Below are 23,218 nucleotides of genomic sequence, written 5' to 3'. Positions count from 1 at the left end.
TAAATAAAGATGAGTTATAACTACCTTTTTAATATTATGTTTATATTTTAAATCTACAATTTACATTAAGACTGTTTCTATTACTTTTTCGCCTTAATTAAAAATAAAGAATAATTAACCTCTTCTCCATCTATAATTTTCTTATCATAAAAGAAAGTTTTTGATTCTATATCCCTAAACCCCTCACTACTCAAAATCCCCTTAAGCTTCTCTTGATTAAACCCATTATGCCCATCAAAATCTGGATATTCTTTATGAAATTTACCATCCTCTTCATTTAAATCTACTATACATAAGTATCCATCTTTATTAATTAACTCATAAAATCTCTTTATTATAACTTGTGTATCCTTAATATGATGAAGTACCATTGAATTGTAAATAACATCAAATGTTTTGTCTAACGCTTCCTCATTAAATATATCTAATTTGAGAGGAATCATATTACCTACCTTATATTCATGAATTTTTGAATTAAGTACATCTATCATTCCCTTAGATGAATCAATTAAAGTAATATTTTTAAACTTATCATATAGATTAAAACTTATAAGTCCAGTACCACACCCAAACTCCATAGCAGTTGAAGTGTTATTTATATCGATTAAATCGATTATCTCCTTTGATATTATTTTAGCTCTATTAATTCTTTTATCTGTATCCCAATTTTTTGCATAATCATCAAAACTCATATTTAAAGCCCCCTTCTACAGTGTCTAATAATTAAAGAACATAAATCAGTTCCAAATTTAATATATATGTTACAATTAAAATTCTATATTTGATTAATATGAATTATATTACTTTAACTTACAATATATATTATATTCATAATTTTATCATATATTATGCTCAATTGAGATGTTCTTCTTTAATAATTACTATGTTTTATAATATTACCAATTTGAGGATTGTTTATGTAACTATACAAATATCATTTTTCTTTCTTCAAAATCTATTATTTTGTAAACACCAAATAAAGAGGTACTCCTATTAAAATAGATTTACCTCTTCAAATTTATTATTAAAATTATTTTGTTACATTAACTTTGCAAACTTTTTCTATATTTCCGTCAGCTGTTATACATTTTATGTTAGCTGTACCTACTCCTACTCCTTTTACTTGTCCATCTACACATACTTTAGCTATACTATCATCTGAAGATGACCAAAGAACTATTTTATTTGTAGCATTAGTAGGTTTTATATTAGCCTTTATATTAATATACTGTCCAACTTTTAAATTAGTATTACTTTTATCAAGCTCTAACTCAGAAACTGATACAGTACTTATGAATCTTGAAATTCTTTGATAAGTATCATCACTTGAAGCCTCAGTATATCTTCCGCTTAATTGTCTCCAGTAATATTTTCCCCCCATCATTTCAGCAATTCTAAGTGTTGGCGTTTTTGAAGATGCAGCTACATTGCCTGTTGGAGTTAACCCTACATATTCAATCGGCGGTTTGCCTTCATAAGAGCAAAAATAGTTATATTTTCCATCATAATGCTTTTCTATTTGCTGAGCCTGTATATGAAATAAAGGTCTTATTTCTGTATATGCACACATTTCTCGTAATTTGAAATTTTCATCACCTGTTATTCCACCTGTTAATGCAGATGACTTATAAAACTCAAAAGGAATGTTTTTATCCTTTATTAATTTTTCTATATAATCACTAGCAACATCGCCTGTCCATTTATTGTTTATATAACTTTTCCCTAAATTCGAGAAATAAGGATCTAACAAAGCAACTCTAGATGGTAATAATTCATGAGAAATATTACCCTTATCTACATTATCACTTATTAATTTTGTAAGTCTTATAGTCATTTGACTTCCTAATGAGTGTCCTGCTATTCTTATCTCATTGCCTTTATATCCATTTAATGCTTTTACATATTCATCATAAAAAAGTTCTGCTGCATTCTTCCTTATAACATTAGAAGAATCATATGTTCCATCACCTTTTCTCCATCTCATTCCTTTATCTGAATTTATTGTCCATATCTTTGCCTCTGCATCTTCTACATTAATTTCATCTGAAAATTGATTCCAATAAAAAACACCTACATTCCATCCATTCTTTATCCATTCATCAGCAGAATTCTTACCATAAAAATAAAATGATTCTCTATGTTTAATTATTGAATAATCTGGCTGCCATCCATGAACATATATAATTGTAGGCTTTGATGGATCAAATGCAGGATTAACTTGGTTTGGAATGAACTTATATGGCTTGTTTCCCATACCATACCAATAGATACCATAATCTAACTTGCTCCAGTCCAAATCATCCCAACTTAATTTCGCCCAATCTAAATTAATACACTTTTGATTAATTGACTTCTTATAATATTCTTCATTCTCTTGTGCATAGACTATATTTGTATTAAAGGTACAAAATAAAACCAAAGTTATTATTAAACTTATAGTCCTTAATATTCCCTTTTGTTTCATTAACCCACCCCACATTGAAATGTTATTATTTTTTTGATGTTCTATCCATTTATTAAATAAGTTTTTAGTTTTAGTTTCAGCTATACTGTATTTACTATAGTATAGTTGAAACTAAAAATTCATTAGTATTAAAGCTGTTTACTAACTACAAATGTCATCTCATGCAAATTATGGATACCATCATGAGAAGTTCCAGGATAGTGTAATGGCATCTCTCCAGGCTTAGTTACTATATTTACACCTAATAATGTCATCTTCTCTATAAATTCATTATCTATTCCACTATACCCCATAGTTTGTAGGTATTGTTTTAAATTTTTTTCAACATACTCATGAACCTTACTACTATCTTCGTACGGACAAACAAATATAAACCTATTGAAGCATCTATCAATATCCTCTTTATCTGGCATTTTGTTATTTAAAATAACAGTATAATCTGCATTATTTGATGAATAGACTTTTACATCATCATTCTTTTTTATTCCATACTTAAGAAGACAATATTGTCTATCTTGTATAATTTTCATAGAGCTCCAAGGATTTAGATATTCTTTTGGTAATACAGTGTTAAACTTTTTCAAATTATCAGCTATTGTACTTGCTAATATCTTAATATCAATTTCATTATTAACAAAAACAATTCTAGGTGATAGACATGCCTTTTGTTCCCAACAAATTACATCCTTAGCAACAGCCTCTGCAGTTTTTTCTATACTATCTATTTTATCTATAACCTCAAAACTAATCTTTGCTCCATGCATTATTAAATGAGAATTATACTTAGCACAAAGCTCCGCCATTATCTTTCCTGAATATTCTCCCCCCCAATGTATAACACAGTCTGTTTTCTTAACTATAGTTTCATATATCTCTGAATTGTCACTATTAAAATATAAAACTGATAATCTGTCTTTTATCTTTGGATCTACTTCACATAAACTTTCATAAAATGCATATGCAAAATACGGTTCATCTCCAGATACCTTAACTAAATTACAGTTTTTAGACAATAACCCCATTGATATACTTATAGGAATTACTACAAAAGCATTACCTGAAATATTATGAAACATAACCCCTCTTGGCTGTCTATGAACCTCTCCATAGCTTGTTTTAATCCATTTGTCTAAAACATCAACATGACCAAGTTCTTCTATTATTATCTTTTCTATATTCTCTCTTAATAACATTTGCATTGTATTCTCTAACTCATAAGTTACAAGTTCTTGACTTTGATTTAATATATGCGATAAAATTTCTATATGCTTTTTTGAATATTCCCTATCAAGCCATAGCTTTGCGCACTTATCTAAAATATCTATAGTTTCTTGAACAGATATATCATGAACCTTATTCTTGTTAAACTTAAGTCTATCTATTTCCCCAACAATCTCTTTTTCATTCGAGCATCTAAGTTCAAGATTTATATCATTTATATTCTTTGATAAAGCTGTATTACCACAAGTATAGTCTATTCTCATCATTCCTCACTCCTTACATTTAAAGTTGCTCCACAACCTTTTGCTTCTGCCCCTTTAACTCTGCCTAAGATTTTTATAGTCATACACCCTTCTTTGCAAGCTGGACATTCATCAGGAGATACTATTTCACCAATATCATCAACTAAAATTGAGGCTCCAGCAAACGTTGATGTTCCATATGCATTTAACATCTGAATAAAACCCTTATCCCCTTTATTATAAAGCGGTTTTAAAGTCTTAATATCTCTTATCATTACCTTTCCCCATTTAGGAACATGGAAAAGATAATCTTTATGCTCTGGCGAATAATGACCTGTTATAGGAAAAGAATTTTCTGTAAAAGAATATGAATCAATAAAATTCTCTTGCGGTATTCCTAAAAAGCTAGAAATCTCTTCTACAAATACTTGTCTCTTCAAAGCTGACCCTATACTTAAAGTACCCTTTTTACCATCCCATCCACCACCTCCTGTATGGATTAAAGCATTTTTACCTAGATTTAATGGTGGCATTTTTTCTTTAAGCATATTTACTGCATTATAAAATAATATTGTAGACCCTCTTATAGAAAGATGATGTTCCATATTATTATGAACTAGTAAGAATTCTTTAAACTCATTTATATCTATACTTAATTCGTCTCCATCAGCTTTTATAAGGAAAATAGTACTGTCTTTGAATTCAAATATATCTAAAAGATTGCCAATATATGATTCTGTATTTTTTCCACATATAACTTCACTTTTATGCTTTTTCATAGCTTCAGGCTCTGGGTAAAATACACAATCATAATTACTTGGAGATCCTAAAGTTTTTTTATCACGAGTTGTAAATTCCTTAATTTTCATAAGATCACACATACGACGTCCTACTATACTTGGATCACCACTTGTACTACTAGAAACAGTCCACTTATCAATAGTATCTACTGGTACTCTTAATAATTGTGTGAATATATCTGCTGATTTTTTAAATAATGTTGTTGCAATAAACGGAACATTTTCTATATCTTTTTCACAAATTAAATTAGCACTTGGGTCAAAATTCTGATTGTCACATATTAATTTATAGGCTGGACATTTAGTATATTGATCCACCAAGTTGTCTTTAAAATCTTGAAAAAAATCTTCCATAGTTATACCTCCCAAATATTATAAACTGACTAGTCAGTTTATTTATACTCTCTTTCACATTCTTTCGCAAAAGCCACTTCCTTCCAAATTGTCCCTATTTTTATATTTTAATACATTTTATCTTGAACGTGCTTAAAAATACTCAGCTTTTCACCATTTATTGTCTATTGAAAATATGACTATTTTTCCCTTAAATTCAACATTATTATTAAATTTATTCATATCTTTTTTTAACATTTATTTGCTTTATTCACCTTAAAATACTTTTATTACTCTTTTTCTGCTATTTTTAATCTTCATACATTTTCATAATAAATAATAGTGGACTAAAATTTTTAATCATTTATTTGTTTTTAGTTAACATAATATAGATTTTCATAATCTTTTCATACTAATTATTATTCTTATTAACATAATTATATTTTGGTAACAAAAAACTACAATTCGTCAAAAAATACAAAAGCTAGAGCAAAAAACACTCTAGCTTTTATATGTTTATTTAATAATTTTTTTTAAATCTTCTCTACTTACATTTCCAACATACACATTATTTAATTTACTTTTTAAACTTTTATAAGCATTTCTAATTTGAACAATATCTGTAGCTTCATTAGAAAGTTTATAATTTGGAAAATATCTGGATATATGAAGTGGGATGTCTTTATCTAATTCACTTAAAAAATCTCCTATTTCTTCAATTATTTCTACCGAAGTATTTTCATCTTGAACCAAAAGACTACTTATTTCAATATGTACTCCTTGACTATGTGCTACCTTTATTGTATTTAATACAGGTTCTAATCTTCCAAAGCATAACCGCTTATAATATTCAGCATCACCTTTTAAGTCTATATTCATAGCATCTACATATGGTAATAACTCTTTAAGTGGTTCTTCATTTATAAAACCATTTGTAACTAAAACTATCTTTAAATCTGGTTGATTTTCCTTTATAAACTTAGAAGTTTGTAATATATATTCATACCAAATTGATGGTTCATTATATGTGAATGCAAGACCTATAATATTCATATTTTTATATTCTTCTTTAGTATCATTAATTAACTTTAAAAGCTCCTTACTATTTATATCTTTATACTCCGGTTTATATTGTGATATAGAATAATTCTGACAGAAAGAACATTTGAAATTACATCCAAAAGAACCTACTGATACTATATATGAGCCTGGATAAAACTTGCTTAATGGCTTTTTTTCTATAGGATCCAAGGCTATAGACGTTATAGCTCCATAATTAAGTGTATATAGCTTAAGTTCATTGTTATTATGTTTTTCAGCCTTTCTAACTTGACAAATTCCAAGTTGACCTTCCAAAAGATGACATCTATGAGGACAAAGTTTACAATATATCATGTTATTCTTTCTCTCATAATATAAGGCCTCTTTAATCATCCTCCTTCACCTCTGAATATCTCTCTACTTTAAATCTTTCTATTTTATAATCATCCTCTATATCTATACCTGCTTTTTCTAAAGCTATGTTTAATTGATTTTCTACCTCGGTTACTCCTTCTAGATTAGGCAGTAATAAACCTCTTCTATTCTTTGTAGACACTATAACACCATAATTTTTAGGATCCAAATCTTTTCTCTCACACTCTTCCGGTTCATATAATACATCTACTGAAATATCTATATCTAAAAGTTCTTCTTTTTTTAATTTAGGAAATCTAGGATCTGCAGTAGCTGCTGAAACCGCATTTCTTGAAATTTCTTCTGCAATACATGAAGTAACAGGTAATATTGTTCCAATACATCCTCTTAACTCCCCATGTTTTTTAAGTGAAACAAAAACGCCTCTCCTATCCTTTTTAAAATTTATTGGTAAATTTTCAAAGTCACTATATATGCAGCTTTTTTCATAATAATAATCAAGACTTTTTCTTGCTAACCTCGTATACTCACTGCCCTCTTTTATTCTTCTTAAATGTTCATTCTCTTTGAATTTAGTTAATACATTATATAAACTTTCTCCTTCTTCAAAATCAAAACTTACTACTCCATAGCCAACACCAAAAGTACCTTCATAGCTTAAAATATTTCCTTTTATTTTTAAACCATCCATAGCCCCAGCCATAATATAAAGAGATCTTAATCCACATTCTCCAGCCTCTTTTATAAGCTTAACATCTAAATTAAATAAATCTAAAATGTTTCCAGCTTGTAAGGTATCTAAAAGCTTCTTATCAAACTCCTTTCCATAAGGACTATAAGGATATGGGCCACTAAGCTTTAACCTATGTGATAAATCTCCAGAAGCTATTAATACTGCTTTTCCATCTAAGTTATCTACAGCTTCTTTTATTGCCATACCAAAACTATAAAGCTCCATTTTTGAAAGCATTCCATAAGTAATATGAACTAAATTATATATTTTTTCTTTCCCTACATAATAAAGTGGTACCATAGCTCCATGATCTAAACTTAATATTGCGCCATAATTTTTTATAGAATGTTCATCTAAAGTAGCCGTTAATATTCCCCTTTTCTCTGAACATTTTATTATTTCTTGGGTTAACTTTTTATTTATAGCAAATTTCATACTAACATGAGGTGCTCTAAATTTTTTTAAATCTCCCTCAATCTCACCTGCTGTAATTATTCCTATTCCATCTCTAAAAACTAATCCATGAGGAGATATAATTATAATAGTCTCTACATCTTTACTCTCTATATCTTTAGCTATTTTTTCACATGCTTTAATAGTATTTTCAATTTTCTTTTCTTCACCGTTACCAACCTCTTTTATCATGATTGGGGGATGAGGCATTAAATAATAACCCTTCATTTTATCACCTTGCTTAAAAATATTTCATTTATTAGTATTCCTCTTCATAATTATAAAATGCAAAAGGATATCACAAATATTTATAAATATCATCTATATAGATTTTCATCTCTATAATAAAGCCACTTTAAAATTATTATTTATAAACACTTTTAAGTAATTCTATTTCTTTTGCATGTCCTTCAAGTTCATTAGGTGTCTCAAGGAAAAATGGCAAATTGCGTAGTTTAGGATGGTTAATAATCCTAGTAATAGCTTCAATTCCAATAGAACCTTCACCTATTGTTTCATGTCTATCCTTATGACTATTAAACGGATTTTTACTATCATTTAAATGTATAGCTTTAAGTCTGTCTAACCCAATTATTCTATCAAACTCATCCAAAACCCCATCTAGATTGTTAACTATATCATAGCCTGCATCATAAACATGGCATGTATCAAGACAAACTCCTAATTTTTCTTTTAATTCTACCTTACTAATTATTTCTGCTATTTCTTCAAAGGTTCTTCCAATCTCTGTTCCTTTACCAGCCATAGTTTCTAAAAGTACAGTTGTAGTTTGCTCTTTTTTAAGCACTGTATTTAACATATCTACAATATATTTAATACCTACTTCAACGCCTTGCTTAACATGACTACCTGGGTGAAAATTATAAAGGTTATTTGGTAAGTACTCCATTCTTTTTAGATCATCAGTCATAGTTTCTATAGCAAACTCTCTAGTTCTTTCATCTGCTGAACAAGCATTTAAAGTATATGGAGAATGAGCTAATAATACTGCAAAATTATTCTCCTTCATTATTTCTAAAAGATCTGCTATATCTTCTTCATCTATACTTTTTGCTTTTCCACCTCTAGGGTTACGAGTAAAAAACTGAAAAGTATTTGCATTAATCTTAAGTGCATTCTCTCCCATATTTTTAAATCCATTAGCTGTTGATAAATGTGAACCTATATTTAACATATCTTTTCTTCCTCCAATTAAGCTTTATTATACTTTATAAATACATCTTATAATAAAAAGATTACTTTACATTTTTACATAACATTATATCATAGTAAATAAATTTTTTATTACATAAATTTATTATCCAATATTTCTGCATCCTCTAAACAAAGATTTTATTTATATACGTTACAATTTAAATTCTACATTTATCTTAATATACTTGTTAAATTTAAAGCCAAAAGAATGTTAAATTTAATTTGTACAAGCCATATTACAACATGTATAAAATAATTTTTTAGCAAATTTATTTTATTATATTATTTTTTACAAGGATATTTTTCCCATAACTATAAAAATTCATTTAAGTTAAGTCGTTTTGTGTCGAAAATAATATGTTGATTAAATTTTAAATTTAGGGGGATGATTCAACGATGTTAAATAAGTTAAAACTTAACACTAAACTTTTATTAGGCTTCGGTATAATATTATTAACAAGTTTAATAATATTATCTATTTCAATTGTACAATTCAAAGCATTGGAGAGTGCAATAGATCAAACTATTAATATAAGTAATAAAAAAGTTACTTATGCCAATGATATGAGGGGAAATATAAATAAAATAAATATATATCTTAGAAACATAATTATAAATAGGGATGCTACTAAAATTAATGAATTTAATAAAATTATAGATGACAGCTTAACTCAATATAATACCTCAAAGGATAATCTAGATAAATTATCCTCATCAGAAGAAGGAAGAAAATTATTTTCTGAAATACAATCGGCAACAGATGATGCTATAAATGTATTTAAAAAGACTAGAACAGAAGCTGCTAACCCAGCTATTACACAAAATGATATGATAAAAATGACTGATGAGTTAGATAGAATAAATCAGAACTTAACTACAGCAATTCAATCAATGATTGATCATCAAAATACAGTAGCAACAAGTGATGCAAATAATTCTATAACTAAAGCTCAAACTGCTATAACAATTATGATTATAACTGGTATAATCTCAACTTTATTAACAATATTATTTGTATATTTAATAATTAAGAGTATAAAATCTCAAGTTAAACAAATTTCTGATGCTTCTGTAAAATTAGCACAAGGAGATTTTAGTTTTAAAATTGATTCTTATACTAACGACGAATTAGGACAAACTGCAGTAGCATTAAATGAAGCAATTCAAACCTTAAGGGGAACAGTAAGTACTGTAAAAGATACAAGTCTATCCTTAAATGATAGTGCTACATTAACAAATTCTATGATTGCTGAATTAAATTCTCAAATACAACAAGTTTCTGCTGCAACTGAAGAAATTTCTGCTGGTATGGAAGAATCTTCGGCTTCAGTTGAAGAAGTTACTGCTATGGCTATTACAGTTAAAGAAGATGCTATGGTTACCGCTCAAAAAGCTAATGAAGGTTTAAATATAGCTTTAGGTATTCAAAATAAGGCTGAAAATATAAATAAAGAATCTTTAGCTTCTAAAAAAAATGCAGAAAAAATTTATTCATCTGCTAAAGTTAAATTAGAAAAAGCTATAGAAGATTCTAAAGTTGTTAATAATATTTCTGAAATGGCTACTAGTATTTTAGGAATTTCTGAACAAACAAATCTTTTAGCCCTGAACGCCGCTATTGAAGCTGCTCGTGCTGGTGAAGTGGGAAAAGGTTTTGCTGTAGTTGCTGAAGAAGTTCGTAAGCTTGCTGAAGAGTCTTCAACTGCAGTAAATCAAATTCAAACAAATGTAATGCAAGTATTATCAGCTGTAAGCGAACTTTCTAATTCTTCAGTAGAGATTTTAGACTTCATAGAGAAAAATGTTCTAAAGGATTATGAAAGCTTTATGAACGTAAGTCTAGAATATAAAAATGATGGTGCTAGAGTAAAAGAAATTACAGAAAATTTTGCAGAAATAGCTACTAATATTTCAAATTCTGTGGATCAAATAACTACTAGCATGGAAGAAGTATCAACTTCTGTTACAGAAGTTGCTAAAACCTCAACAGTAATTGCTTCTAACGTAGAAGAAGTTACAACTAAAACAGAAGTTATTGAAGGAGAAACACAAAATAACTCTAATACATCTGAAAATTTATCACAGCTTGTTAATGGATTTAAACTTTAATATATTGATGCTAAATCAAAATAAGAATAATTTAATATCCCATTACTTTCCAAAATATCAAACAGCTAATAAGCCAGTACTTAAAAAGTGCTGGCTTATTATTATTTTAATTTATAAATTTAAAGTTAATTTTGCAGAAATTTTTATTCAATCTAAAACAATTAAATTAACCCATCATTTTTTAGTAATTTGTGCAATGTTGGATTTAAATTAAATTGCTTCATAAGCTCTTCAACTTCTACCAAGGCATCCATTTTTTTAGAATTAGATATATTGGATTTTGAAGCTCTTATTAGAATATTTTTAGGTGAATGGGCTATATCTATAAACTCTAAAAGTTGAGTTTTATAGCCTACAGTTTCTAAAAGATTTGCTCTTACAGAATCAGTCATAAGTGCAGCTACTCTTTCTTGTACTATTCCATACTTAGTTAATATATTTAAAGACTCTGCCTTCATTTGATGATTAAATTCATGCTGGCAACAAGGAACAGAGAAAATCATTTTAGCATTCCACTTTATAGCATTATATAAAGCATAATCTGTTGCAGTATCACAGGCATGTAAAGTAATAACCATATCTACATTATTGTTATACTTAAAGCCATTTATATCTCCAAGCTCAAAATGTAAATTTTCATAATTATATCTCTTAGCTATCTCATTACATTTTTTTATAACATCTGCCTTAAGATCTAATCCTATCATTTTTACATTAACCTTTTTGATCTCTACAAAATAATAATAAAGAACAAAAGTTAAATAAGACTTTCCACATCCGAAATCTAATATTGTAAGTTCTTCATAATTATTTTTCTTTATCTCATCATCAATTATCTCAATAAATCTATTAATTTGTTTATACTTATCATACTTCGAATTTACTACTTTTCCATCCTTTGTAAATACTCCTAAATCAATAAGTGGCTCAATATACATACCTTCTTTAAGTATGTAATTTTTCTCTTTATTATGAGACTTATTTATAGGGTTTATGTTCTCACTCTTTTTCTTACCTAAAAATACTTTTCCCTTTTTAGAAATCTTTAAATCAAATGTAGTTTTATTTCCCCAAGCTGACAGCTGCTTATAATTAGAAGATATACTTTCTAAAATTTTATCTTTTAAACTTTCTAAATCTATGTTTTCATGAAAAACTTGTTTATCCGTAAATTTTTCTACTTGATAATATTTCTTTTTATTATTTTCCTTTAATACAAAATTTATCTTATTATATTGAACCTCTTTATTCATCTTATTACTAATAACAATTTTTATAATCTCTTCACTGACTATTTCATCTATAGCTTTTATTAAATTTTCCATTTTATCATCCTATCTAATTTTAAAATATTTCTTAAGTTCAATTAAATAAATCTTAGATTTAGTTAATTGAACTTACTCCTTTAAATAAATATGAAAAGGAGTTTCTTTTTATAATTATATACTAATACATATACCTTTTAAATAACTAAAACTTTAAATCTCTTAGTACAGTTTTTTATACTCTTCTTTACCTTGATGTATTTTAACTTAATTAATAAGCTCTTGCTTCCGTTTATCCGGACTTAAACTAGACAACTATAGATTAATTTATTTGGGCTAATAATTCATCTACCTTTTGTTTTGTAGCTAAATCCTTTGAAAATGCACTAGCACTTCCTGTTGCTATCCCCATTTTAAAAGCTTCATTTAAATCTCTATTTTTTAAATATCCCGCTATAAAACCTGCTACCATAGAGTCACCTGCCCCTACTGAATTAACAACTTCTCCCTTTGGTGCAGCAGTTTTAATTACTTCTCCTGTAGATGATATAAATATAGCTCCATCTCCAGCCATAGAAATAATCACATTTTCGGCGCCCATTTCTCTAAGTCTTTTAGCATAATAAATTATTTCATCTTCTGAACTTATCTGTACACCAAATAATTCTGAAAGTTCATGATGATTTGGTTTAACTAAAAAAGGTTTATACTTTATAACATTTAAAAGTAATTCACCTGTGGCATCTACAACAAAATTTATCCCCCTATTCCTAAGTCTATCCATTATAACCTCATATGTATTTCTTGGAAGCGAACTTGGAATACTTCCTGCAAGAACTAAGAAATCATCCTCTTTTAAACCTTCCAACTTTTCAAATAAATTATCAAGTTCTTTCTCAGATATCTTTGGACCATTTCCATTTAGCTCTGTCTCTTTATCAGATTTTATTTTCACATTTATTCTAGACATTCCTTCACTTAACTTTATAAAATCAGTTGAAACGTTAGCTTCTTTAACCCTTTTTTCTATCTCATTGCCAGTAAAACCAGCTATAAAACCAAGTGCTCTACTTTCAGTTTCTAAATTCTTTAAAACTATAGAAACATTAATTCCTTTTCCCCCAGCATATACCTCTTCATAAGAAGTTCTATTAACCATCCCAAAGTTTAAGCCTTCTACTTTTACCATATAATCTAAAGCCGGATTGAATGTTATAGTATAAATCACTATTCTTCCACCTCCACTATGTCTGTTAATTCCTTGTACTTATAAAAGGATTATAAATTTTTCTAAACTTAGATACAAATTTCACAATTTATTCCAGATATTCTAACCTCATTTTCAGTATTTTCAATAGCATTAATAATATCCTCAGAATTAGAATAATCATTATTAATATTTTCTCTTAACCTTTATTAAATTTATTTTATCATGCAACCTCCTTTATTTCTATATTAGGAATTACGTATTCAGTTTTATTTTTCATCACTCTATAAATGATGTTATTAAGACTTCTTATTACATACATCAATACTTGTATCTGTTGCACTGCTAGAAAGTAGACCACTCCGTAGAGTTTTCTGTTACCTTTTTATATGAAATTCTATTACAACTGAAATATAAGAGAATTAAAAGAAGTAGATACAAAGAGGATATATACCATATTGGGATAAATTTAATTTTATCTCCATAATTACTGGAATTATAATCCATAAATTATGTATAATAAGAATATAAATTATTGAACAATCGTATTATTATGCTGGTGAGTTATTTTATTAAACTGTTCGATAAATTAAAATTTGGAGGTTAATCATGAAAAAATGGTATGATGAGGAGTACAAATTTGAAATTGAGGTAACTGGTTTTCTTCGCAGTGACCATACAGAGAGGTACTGCCGAAACGGAGAGGAAGTGGGAGATAAGTATACGTGCACCTATGGCTGTCCCACAAATTCGAATGGACAAGGTATCTGTTCCAAGGTTATGATGCTTATGTTCCCAATCATGGAATCGGTCAGAAGTGGCGGAGATTTAGAGAACATTGGTGGCAATAGTAAATATAGCAAGGATATTGTATGCCCAGATGGCTGTGTTATGTTCAGGCTGACAGCAAAAAAACTTAATAATGAGAATTTTTATAAAGGAAAGTTTTTTGATTAATTTATATTTTTACTGTGTTCAGTTTGAATACAATCAAAATATATAAATTCCAATTTATCAATTAGAATTTATGGCCAATCTTAAATTATTAGGATTAAGAAGTAAAGTGGACAAATTAACTTGTCCACTTTAATACATCCATATCATTCTCATCTAGAACAGCCTTTAACTCATCCTTATCTAAGACAGCCATATAACCATTTGGTAATGCTAGCATTTTTATTATTGATGGTCTAATTTTTAATAATTGATATGCATAATACGCTTCTAACTCATCAGTAGCAATTGATTCATCAACTGGACCGATATACCATCCTGAGTCACCTTTCTCATGTTCCTTACTTCTTTCTAAGTAAATGTTATCTAGTGATAACACTCCCTTAGTACATACTATCTTGTCTTCAAATGAAATTATTTCTCCTTCTAGCTTCAATTTATTTAAGAGAGTACCCTGCTCTAATTGTATCCATAATGATATGGTTAAGTCATCCGTGCTTTCGCTAAATGGATTTCTACTATAATCAGGTGCAACTATATTAAATCCTCCACCGTCTTCTACTATTGTAAAAATGCTCCATCCTACTTGAACTTTAAATTTATCCTTTAATTTGTTTGATTCAATACTACCTATTATCTCAAGTAATGCTTCTGCTTGTTCCTTTAAGTATTCTTCTGCATTTATCTTTAATAATTTTCCACCAATATTTCTTTCAATACTTATCATTTCTTCAACCTCTCTTCTATCGCTTTTTGCAATGCGGTTCTAACATATTACTTCTTACGTCACTTAGAAGTTCATCTAATTTCAAATGTCATTGCCAGTCAGTCCAATTTTTAGAACCTTTATATTCTTAAGCCTTCTCATTACACAGAACAATACTTGTATCTTAGTTTTAGCTTATTAAACTTTTCTCTTTTAGTATTCTAGGAAAACTTGAATAGTGTTTAAGTGGTAGAATTACACCAAATGTAAAGTCTATATTAAATGATATTTAATAATTACCATTCTAAAGTCATTAGAGTTAATTAGCTAGGAAATCCTTATTATTTAGATTATGCTATTAGTTTATTTAACTAAAGTATATTATTATTAATTTTTATGCATTGACATATACTATAATTTTTCATCTTATTTAAGATAAAATGCCTAACGTTATTTCTCCCTCATGGTAGAATTCAATTATTGTATTATAATCTGAAGAAACTATCCATGTGTCAAAACTAACAGCTATAACCTCATCAATAAATTTAATAATATCTTTTAATTCAGATTTTAAACATGGTAAATTTGCATTATCCCACATTACATAAATCTCTGTAGAGTTTTCAATTAATTTACTAATACTATCTATTGTATTTATATTAGTTTTAAACTTAAATTTAGAGAAATCTACTCTCCCTAATCTAAATGGAATTTTTTCCTGTATCTCATCCATTACCTTGTTACCATAATTATAATTTAAGGTTCTTCCTCCTGTAGCTTCTATACACTCCTGTAATAACACATTATTGGCCCATACCTTTTGAATTGAAGTTATTTCATTTTTCTTTTTCAACTCATCATATTTTTTTTCGTTTCTTCATTCATATTTTATTACCTCTACTTATTCCATAAATCTATAATTTTGTTATACTCTTATTATTATATATCAATTGGAATCACCTTTTTCACTGCAACTGCTTCTTCACCTTTACTAAAGTCTTCAATGTTATAGTGTACTCCAATTCTCTCACCAAAGTCTAACCTCCATCTAAAGATTGTCTTCTTATTTACTTTTCGTATCCATAACTTGATTTTAATCTTCCTTAGTATGAATTTGAACCATTCTTAAAAACACCTGTTGAATCAAGTTCATCTATTAATATTTTTCTAGCTGAGTCATGAGAAGACGCAGTATCTAAAAATATTTCTTTTGAATTAGGTTTACATACGCCCTGATATGTCTACAACTTCATCTAGTTTTCTTATTACATTATATTGCTACAAGCTAGTATTTCCAATGATTATCTCAGAAACTAGCGTATTATTATAGTTAATAGTTTTATATAATGGACGTTCAATAAGCACTTAGACCGCTACAGTAATTCTAAATCATAATATAAAATAACAATGAAACATATTAAAGATATAAAATAGTACCAAAATAAGTTATTAGAAGGTATTATATTAATTCAAGCAAGACAAAAAATAATAGGAAATACATTCAAATAGTTAAATAGCCTATTTGAATGTTTATAGTGTATATGGTAAAATAAAGCATAATTACTTTATATAAAAGATCAGCGAAATGATATTTAACATTAGTGGAGGGCATAATTATGGCTTGGGAAAACGATAACTGGAAGAATGCAACAGTTTATACTGCAAAACAAAGTGACAAATTAGCAAAGGAATTTTTTGTACTAATTAAAGAGATAAAGGACATTATTCATCATGAAGAAAATGCGTTTGAGGTAAAAAAAGAGCAACATCATACCATTTATTCTTATGGTATTGATGTTAATGAGTGCTCATCTAGTATCGGTAGTATTCATTCGAAATGTGATGGTTGTCCAGGTAGTGAAGAACCTGATTATGTGTGTAGAGACTGTATGGATGCTGCACTCGAAAATAATATTTCCTCTGTAATTGATGATAGAGTTGGAATGGTTATAGCTCATGTTTTTGAACCGACATTTCATGAATTTCAATCAGACACATGGGCAATGTCTCTAATATTTTTATTTAAAGATACTGTTAAGAATAAAACTCCATACGAAGTTTTTACCAAAATTGATAATGAAGACGTAACTGTTTATGCTAAAAATATAAATAATGAATTCTTTGAAGTTATAGATTTCACAGAATGTACACAAAAAACTATTGAACTTTTAGAAATCTTAAGAAAAGATTTTTGAAAAATATTATTATAAGTACAATATATATATTTTAGAACGTTTAAGTAGTACAATTGGACTAAAATCGATGTTTTTGTAGTTGCATAAGATATATAATAATCAAAAATAAAAAAGTAGTTTATAGCTACTCTTTTTATTTTTAGCTTCTTAATGTTACACCTCTTTAAAAAGTCAATTTTTACCTCATTAATAATCTTATTACCATCACTGTTTTTACTATTATCATTAGTTTTATTATTAGTTATTTCCCTTTATGTTAACATCTTTAATTTTCTTATTAATAGTTCTTTGAGGTTTATTTGAAGAATCATCATAATCCACTTCTGCCTTTTCTATATTAATACTTTCGTTAAAAATATTATTTTTTTAAATTATATATATGCCTGTCAAAGACATCTTTTATTTATATCTGCTCTATAATTAATTTCCATTATAAATACTCTATTATTTACTTCTGAAATTTAACACTAAATTTTTCAATTAAATTATTTGTATAAATCAGAAGCAAGTTCTTTTAAACTATCATAATCCAAGACCTCATAACAGTTATCTTTCTTGATTATAAAACCATCATCACAAAGTACTTTTAAAGTTCTCAGCAAATGTCTATAACTTGCACCTAGAAGCTCTGATATCTCAGTTAAATTTCCTTCAAATATTATTTTTCCATTTCCGGACTTTGACGCCGTAGCTAAAATATAACTAGCTATTCTATTTTCTAATGGATATAATAAATTAATTGAACTATTTTTAGATAATCTGTTTAACTTGTTACTTAAAGAATCACACATAAATCGTAAGAATTTAGAGTCATCAAGTAATACCTCTTTAACTTTATTCATAGGAATTCCTAAACATGAGGTTTCTTCTATAGCTTGCATATTACAATTAGCTCCTTCAGATTTTATAAATTCTACATCACCAACTATTTTTCCACAATCATAAAAACATAAAAGAAGTGATTTTCCATTCTTAAGTGTTGAATAAACCTTAGCTTTCCCTTTTACTAAAAACAAAATATATTCTACTACTTCTCCTTCTCTACAAATGTGCTCTCCTTTATTAAAAACTATAAGTTCTATATACTTATTTATATCTTCACTAAAATATTTTTCTATACCATATTCTTCAATATATTTCTTGATCAAACTTTTATTAAGTAGCTTTTTCATATGTATTCTCCTTTGTTTTTTATTAAAAATAATAACCTTAATTACTTTTTAAATAATTTAAGTAAACATTTTCTCTTTTACTATGACATATGTCATAGTATCTTTCAAGAAATTAGTGATAAATTATGTATAAGGCATATTTAAAAAATAATAAATCTGCTATCCAATTTTAGATTTATTATTTTCTTTCATATGCTTAAACTTGAGGAGGTAATATAAATGATTAATATGTACGAAAAAGTAATGGAATCCACAAAATATATACAAGATAAGGTTACTAAATTCAAACCTGAGGTCGCTGTAATACTTGGCTCAGGTTTAGGTAACTTAGTAGATGTATTAGAAGATAAAGAATATATATACTATAAGGATATTCCTAACTTTCCAGAATCAACTGTAAAAGGTCATGAAGGTAGATTAGTTTTTGGAAGTATAAATGGTATTCATGTATTAGCAATGCAAGGAAGATTCCACTATTATGAAGGTTATACAATGAAGGAAGTAACTTACCCAGTATACGTTATGAAACAATTAGGAATTCAAAAACTTATAGTTACAAACGCTTGTGGTGGTATAAACACTAGCTTTAACCCTGGAACTTTAATGCTTATAAAAGACTTTATAAATTTATTTGGAACTAATCCTTTAATTGGAGTTAATGATGAAAGATTTGGTGTTAGATTCCCAGATATGTCTGAGCCTTACAAACTAGATTTGATAGATAAAGCTAAAAAAGTAGCCGATGGACTTGGAGTAGAATACAGAGAAGGTATTTATGCAGGCTTTATGGGACCTTACTATGAAACAGCAGCTGAAATCGTATCAATAGGTGGTCAAGGAGCTGATGCTGTTGGAATGTCAACTGTTCCTGAAACAATAGCTGCTAACTATTTAGGCTTAGACGTACTCGGAATAGCTTGTATTACAAATATGGCTACTGGAATACAAAAAAATAAGCATTCTCATGAAAATGTTGTTAAGACTGCTGAAAAGATTTCAAACGATTTATGTAAGTGGGTAGCAGAAATAATTAAAGCTATCTAATAATAAAGTTATTCATACAAAATACTATATATTTATAGCCCATATTATAAACTTCTTAGTAAATTTTATTACTAAATAAGTTTTCTAATATGGGCTATTTTTTAATATATATGCTGTACTATGTTTTCTACAAATTAAATTTAATAGTACCTTAAGTAAGAATACAAATTTTAATTTGGTTAATTCGAACTTACCCATATAAATGAAATGAATAGGAATTTCCCTTACTTTATGTTTAATACGTAAATTAAGATACAAATAGATTTTAAATCACAATATATATTAAGCTTAAAACTCTTTATAATTCTGTGTACTTTTTACTATTTCCCCTTGCTTTTTCAACTGGATATTTCTTTTCATTCTTGTCCATTTTATTCATTATAATTTCTTGAATATTAACTCCTAATGAATCTGCCATATGTACACAATAAACTAAAACATCTGCAAGCTCATCTGAAACCTCCTGCTTGTCATAATCATTATTCCAAAGAAAATGTTCTAAAAGCTCTCCAGCCTCTATATTTATAGCTTTAGCTAAATTTTCTGGTGTATGAAATTGGTCCCAATCTCTATCTGTTCTAAATTTTCTTATTCTTTCTATTACTTTTTCCATGACTCTCTCCTAACTTACTTATATAAATATTTTTAAATTAATTATTTCCATATCATTATGAATATACCTGAAACTATTAATACTGATGCTATCACTGTTTTTAAATCAAACTGCTCTCCTAGTATAAAAAATGAAAGTAATAATGTAAGTACAATACTTGATTTATCTATAAGTGATACTTGCGATACCTTCCCTTGTGATATTGCTTTATAATAAAATATCCACGAAAGACCTGTTGCTATTCCAGATAAACTTAAAAACAACCAATTTTTCTTAGTCAAACTTGCAATATCATTATGTTTACCTGACATAAATACAATAGCCCATGCCAAAACTACTATAACTATAGTACGAATAGCTGTTGCTAAATTAGAGTCTACTCCCTTCATTCCTACCTTAGCAAGAATTGCTGTTAATGCAGCAAACAAAGCTGATAAAAATGCATATATCTCCCACATATTTTGCATCCTCCATTTCTAAATTCTTGCTACATTATTTTTTTTATAAATAATATAACATTTCTATTAGATATAACTACTTTATAATTACTATTATAATTCAATTATGTTCTTACATAACTTATTTATCAATGAGTTTTATAAATTATTCACTATTCTAAATATAAATTTCTAAAAGTATCAAATAATAATTTTTTTCTATTGGCTTCAATAATTCACATTTATAATCTTTAAATAATTTATTTTATTCCCCAACTTATAGCTATTACTCCAGCTTCCAAACTTATATTACTCACTATTTTCTCAAGACATGTATCTTTTTTTACCATACTTATTAACTCAGCTCTAATATTTACTACTTCACTTAGTTCAACATTTTTACTCTCTAGTTTACTTAACATTATATTTTCTTCTTTGACCATATGCATTAACAATGCTCTTATGTGAAGTTCCTCTTTATTTAAACATTGAACATTTATATCATAGTGAGACTCACCTTCAATTTCAGTGATATTTCCTTTATAAATTTTTTGTTCTAAGGGAAGTAATACAACATTCACAAATAATATTATTGAAGTTCCTATAATAGCCTCGTATATAAAGCCTTCACTAAGTAAAACTCCGATAGCAGCAGTACACCATAAAGTGGCGGCAGTATTTAAACCTTTAATATTAAATCCCTCTCTTATAATAACTCCACCTCCGAGAAATCCTATACCTGAAACAACTTGAGCAGCAATTCTTGCCTTATCGGCACCATTATCTAATGTTGAAAACATAACGAATAAACATGCTCCTACACAAACTAGCACATTAGTCCTTATACCTGCCATTCTATGTCTATATTGTCTTTCAAAACCTATTAATATTCCCAAAAAGCATGCTACTATAACTCTTATAGAAAATTGAAATATGTTCATTTCTTATCCTCTCATTCTATGTAAAAATAAACCTTATAAATATTAAGAAACAACACTTTTATAAACATTAAAATATAATTTCTAATTATAATTTTACATTTAAATAAGCATCAGTTTTTTCTGATGCTTGTTTTTTATATCTGCTTTTATTATATCCATAAATATATGAAAAATATTTAACCTTTACTTAGGTAGAACATTCTCTATTACTTCCTTTATTTGAATTAGTTAACAAACTCAATAATACCAAGAATTATTATTAATACTCCAGATAATAACGGTGCATATTTTCCTAACAGCTTGCCTAAAACATGGTTTCCTAGTGCTTGACCAAATAAAATTGTAATAACACTTAATATGAATGTAACTATAACTGTAATTTGAATACTAACTCCTGTTATACTTGCTGCTACCCCTGTTCCTAAATTATTAAATGTTAACCCTAACGCCACAAAAAAAGCTTCTTTTACGCTTATATCCCCTGACTTATCTAAATCCGATTTCTCAGCATATTCAACCATATCATTAATATCTTTCAACGCAAGATCTTTTGATTTATTATTACTCATCATATTTACTATACTTTGAAGAACAAAATATATTCCTAATATAATAATCATCCCAGCACCTAAACCATTAGCCACATAATTTGGTAAAAACCTTGATATATATGTCCCAAGTGACATAGCTATAAATGTTCCTGTAACTGACACTATTGCTATTATGAAATTTGAAATTATCCCTATTTTTATTCTTTTGATTCCATAAGCTATTCCTATAACCAAATTATCTAAGTTAGAAGATAAACTAAAAAGTAATGCAGATAAAATTAGCAACATATATATTCTCCCTTCTTAATCTTTTTACACTCTACTATATGTAACTTGTATTATCATGGTGATTAAGAGGTTATATTGTCGTTTTTATGTTATAAGAATAAACGTTTATTACATACTTTTTACTTTATTAAAATATGCTAAAAATATATTTATATTTTCACTAGGATAAACTTTTAAAAATTAATCAATCCCTTCCAAATAAGACTTGGAAGGGATTTTAACATATTATAAAAAATTCACATCTAATGTATTGGATTATTTTTAATTGTTAATGCAGCATTGGTTACTGCTGATACTACATCTATTTTTAATTGATTATCAAGCACCTCTATTTTTTTATACATTTTGCCTTTTTCTGATACAAAATATCTTGGTGGAAGTGAATTTAATGATAACGCCTTTATATCCAATTTACATTTTTCACATGTACACACATCATATTTTTTAATAATATCATCAATCACATTTTCAACCATAATTTCTGTGTAGTTTGTTATACTATCCATATTTCGCTCCTCATATGCTTTATTAATAAATACACTTACTTTTATAATATTACTTTATATATTTTTAAATTACTAGATAATATTTCTTGCATATATAATATTAATCTTTATATTATTAACAAAAAAATAGCTAATATACTTCTTATAAAGTTTACTAACTATTTTAGTATATTATATCTTATTTAGTTTTTCTACTATATATAACTCATTACAAAAATAAGACTATACCTGAAACAGACGTAATAAATACAAATAACTGTATAAATAGTACAAAATCATAAGAATTACCTTGTGAAGATTATACAAATTCATAAGCTCCCAAACGTTAAAAAACCGCACTTAAAATAGCGCGG

The 23,218-nt window shown here is 27.5% G+C and carries 21 protein-coding genes; 4 read left to right on the top strand and 17 right to left on the bottom strand.

Going from position 1 to position 23,218, the window contains the following annotated elements; translation table 11 throughout:
- Positions 1 to 80: 80 nt before the first annotated feature.
- From BUB01_RS08165 to BUB01_RS08135, 7 genes are all read right to left on the bottom strand, one after another.
- Complete coding sequence (locus BUB01_RS08165) at positions 81 to 692, bottom strand: class I SAM-dependent methyltransferase (RefSeq protein ID WP_072986210.1); 612 nt, start codon at positions 690 to 692, stop codon at positions 81 to 83.
- A 338-nt stretch (positions 693 to 1,030) separates the two neighbouring features.
- Complete coding sequence (locus BUB01_RS08160; RefSeq protein ID WP_072986209.1) at positions 1,031 to 2,464, bottom strand: Ig-like domain-containing protein; 1,434 nt, start codon at positions 2,462 to 2,464, stop codon at positions 1,031 to 1,033.
- A gap of 128 nt (positions 2,465 to 2,592) precedes the next feature.
- Positions 2,593 to 3,948: an aldehyde dehydrogenase family protein gene (locus BUB01_RS08155; RefSeq protein WP_072986208.1), complete on the bottom strand. Its 1,356-nt coding sequence runs from the start codon at positions 3,946 to 3,948 to the stop codon at positions 2,593 to 2,595.
- Complete coding sequence (locus BUB01_RS08150; RefSeq protein ID WP_072986207.1) at positions 3,948 to 5,081, bottom strand: LuxE/PaaK family acyltransferase; 1,134 nt, start codon at positions 5,079 to 5,081, stop codon at positions 3,948 to 3,950. The genes BUB01_RS08155 and BUB01_RS08150 overlap by 1 nt, the downstream gene beginning before the upstream one ends.
- Before the next feature lie 495 nt (positions 5,082 to 5,576).
- Entirely contained in the window at positions 5,577 to 6,494 is a 918-nt protein-coding gene (gene amrS, locus BUB01_RS08145) for an AmmeMemoRadiSam system radical SAM enzyme (RefSeq protein WP_072986206.1), read from the bottom strand.
- Complete coding sequence (amrA, locus tag BUB01_RS08140; RefSeq protein WP_072986205.1) at positions 6,487 to 7,890, bottom strand: AmmeMemoRadiSam system protein A; 1,404 nt, start codon at positions 7,888 to 7,890, stop codon at positions 6,487 to 6,489. The genes amrS and amrA overlap by 8 nt, the downstream gene beginning before the upstream one ends.
- A gap of 136 nt (positions 7,891 to 8,026) precedes the next feature.
- Entirely contained in the window at positions 8,027 to 8,857 is an 831-nt protein-coding gene (locus BUB01_RS08135) for a deoxyribonuclease IV (RefSeq protein WP_072986204.1), read from the bottom strand.
- Between the two features lie 416 nt (positions 8,858 to 9,273).
- Here BUB01_RS08135 and BUB01_RS08130 point away from each other — a divergent pair, with 416 nt between their 5' ends.
- On the top strand, positions 9,274 to 10,986 hold the full coding sequence (locus tag BUB01_RS08130) for a methyl-accepting chemotaxis protein (protein WP_072986203.1): 1,713 nt from the start codon (positions 9,274 to 9,276) through the stop codon (positions 10,984 to 10,986).
- 161 nt (positions 10,987 to 11,147) lie between these two features.
- Here BUB01_RS08130 and BUB01_RS08125 read toward each other — a convergent pair whose 3' ends face one another.
- Together BUB01_RS08125 and pfkB are read right to left on the bottom strand one after the other, a co-directional pair.
- Complete coding sequence (locus BUB01_RS08125) at positions 11,148 to 12,311, bottom strand: class I SAM-dependent methyltransferase (RefSeq protein ID WP_072986202.1); 1,164 nt, start codon at positions 12,309 to 12,311, stop codon at positions 11,148 to 11,150.
- A gap of 262 nt (positions 12,312 to 12,573) precedes the next feature.
- Complete coding sequence (gene pfkB, locus BUB01_RS08120) at positions 12,574 to 13,479, bottom strand: 1-phosphofructokinase (protein WP_072986201.1); 906 nt, start codon at positions 13,477 to 13,479, stop codon at positions 12,574 to 12,576.
- A 588-nt stretch (positions 13,480 to 14,067) separates the two neighbouring features.
- On the opposite strand from pfkB, the gene BUB01_RS08115 reads away from it, so the two are divergent.
- Positions 14,068 to 14,415, top strand: coding sequence for a TIGR04076 family protein (locus BUB01_RS08115; protein WP_072986200.1), 348 nt, complete (start codon positions 14,068 to 14,070; stop codon positions 14,413 to 14,415).
- A gap of 115 nt (positions 14,416 to 14,530) precedes the next feature.
- Here BUB01_RS08115 and BUB01_RS08110 read toward each other — a convergent pair whose 3' ends face one another.
- Together BUB01_RS08110 and BUB01_RS08105 are read right to left on the bottom strand one after the other, a co-directional pair.
- Positions 14,531 to 15,139 carry an immunity protein Imm33 domain-containing protein gene (locus BUB01_RS08110; protein WP_072986199.1) on the bottom strand — a complete coding sequence of 203 codons (609 nt, stop codon included), beginning with the start codon at positions 15,137 to 15,139 and terminating at the stop codon, positions 14,531 to 14,533.
- 409 nt (positions 15,140 to 15,548) lie between these two features.
- On the bottom strand, positions 15,549 to 15,971 hold the full coding sequence (locus BUB01_RS08105) for a CDI toxin immunity protein (protein ID WP_143152472.1): 423 nt from the start codon (positions 15,969 to 15,971) through the stop codon (positions 15,549 to 15,551).
- A gap of 763 nt (positions 15,972 to 16,734) precedes the next feature.
- Here BUB01_RS08105 and BUB01_RS08100 point away from each other — a divergent pair.
- Positions 16,735 to 17,313 carry a hypothetical protein gene (locus tag BUB01_RS08100; RefSeq protein ID WP_072986197.1) on the top strand — a complete coding sequence of 193 codons (579 nt, stop codon included), beginning with the start codon at positions 16,735 to 16,737 and terminating at the stop codon, positions 17,311 to 17,313.
- A 485-nt stretch (positions 17,314 to 17,798) separates the two neighbouring features.
- Here BUB01_RS08100 and yeiL read toward each other — a convergent pair whose 3' ends face one another.
- The gene (gene yeiL / locus BUB01_RS08095; protein ID WP_072986196.1) at positions 17,799 to 18,485 is read right to left on the bottom strand and encodes a transcriptional regulator YeiL; all 687 of its coding nucleotides are present in this window, start codon (positions 18,483 to 18,485) and stop codon (positions 17,799 to 17,801) included.
- Between the two features lie 228 nt (positions 18,486 to 18,713).
- Here yeiL and BUB01_RS08090 point away from each other — a divergent pair, with 228 nt between their 5' ends.
- On the top strand, positions 18,714 to 19,529 hold the full coding sequence (locus tag BUB01_RS08090) for a purine-nucleoside phosphorylase (protein ID WP_072986311.1): 816 nt from the start codon (positions 18,714 to 18,716) through the stop codon (positions 19,527 to 19,529).
- A 298-nt stretch (positions 19,530 to 19,827) separates the two neighbouring features.
- On the opposite strand, the gene BUB01_RS08085 is transcribed toward BUB01_RS08090, so the two are convergent.
- The 5 genes from BUB01_RS08085 to BUB01_RS08065 form a co-directional block, all read right to left on the bottom strand.
- Entirely contained in the window at positions 19,828 to 20,142 is a 315-nt protein-coding gene (locus BUB01_RS08085; protein ID WP_072986195.1) for a nucleotide pyrophosphohydrolase, read from the bottom strand.
- Between the two features lie 41 nt (positions 20,143 to 20,183).
- A complete protein-coding gene (locus BUB01_RS08080) occupies positions 20,184 to 20,600 on the bottom strand; it encodes an EamA family transporter (protein WP_072986194.1) in 417 nt (138 codons plus the stop codon).
- A gap of 239 nt (positions 20,601 to 20,839) precedes the next feature.
- Entirely contained in the window at positions 20,840 to 21,520 is a 681-nt protein-coding gene (locus BUB01_RS08075) for an MgtC/SapB family protein (RefSeq protein WP_072986193.1), read from the bottom strand.
- A 224-nt stretch (positions 21,521 to 21,744) separates the two neighbouring features.
- Complete coding sequence (gene ytaF / locus BUB01_RS08070; protein ID WP_072986192.1) at positions 21,745 to 22,359, bottom strand: sporulation membrane protein YtaF; 615 nt, start codon at positions 22,357 to 22,359, stop codon at positions 21,745 to 21,747.
- 242 nt (positions 22,360 to 22,601) lie between these two features.
- On the bottom strand, positions 22,602 to 22,865 hold the full coding sequence (locus BUB01_RS08065) for a late competence development ComFB family protein (protein WP_072986191.1): 264 nt from the start codon (positions 22,863 to 22,865) through the stop codon (positions 22,602 to 22,604).
- Positions 22,866 to 23,218: the final 353 nt, after the last annotated feature.

Origin of the sequence: Clostridium cavendishii DSM 21758, from assembly GCF_900141845.1 — a bacterium.
GTDB classification, from domain to species: domain Bacteria; phylum Bacillota; class Clostridia; order Clostridiales; family Clostridiaceae; genus Clostridium_AG; species Clostridium_AG cavendishii.
The sequence above is the reverse complement of the archived record's forward strand: the minus strand, read 5'-3'. Positions and strand labels throughout refer to the sequence as shown.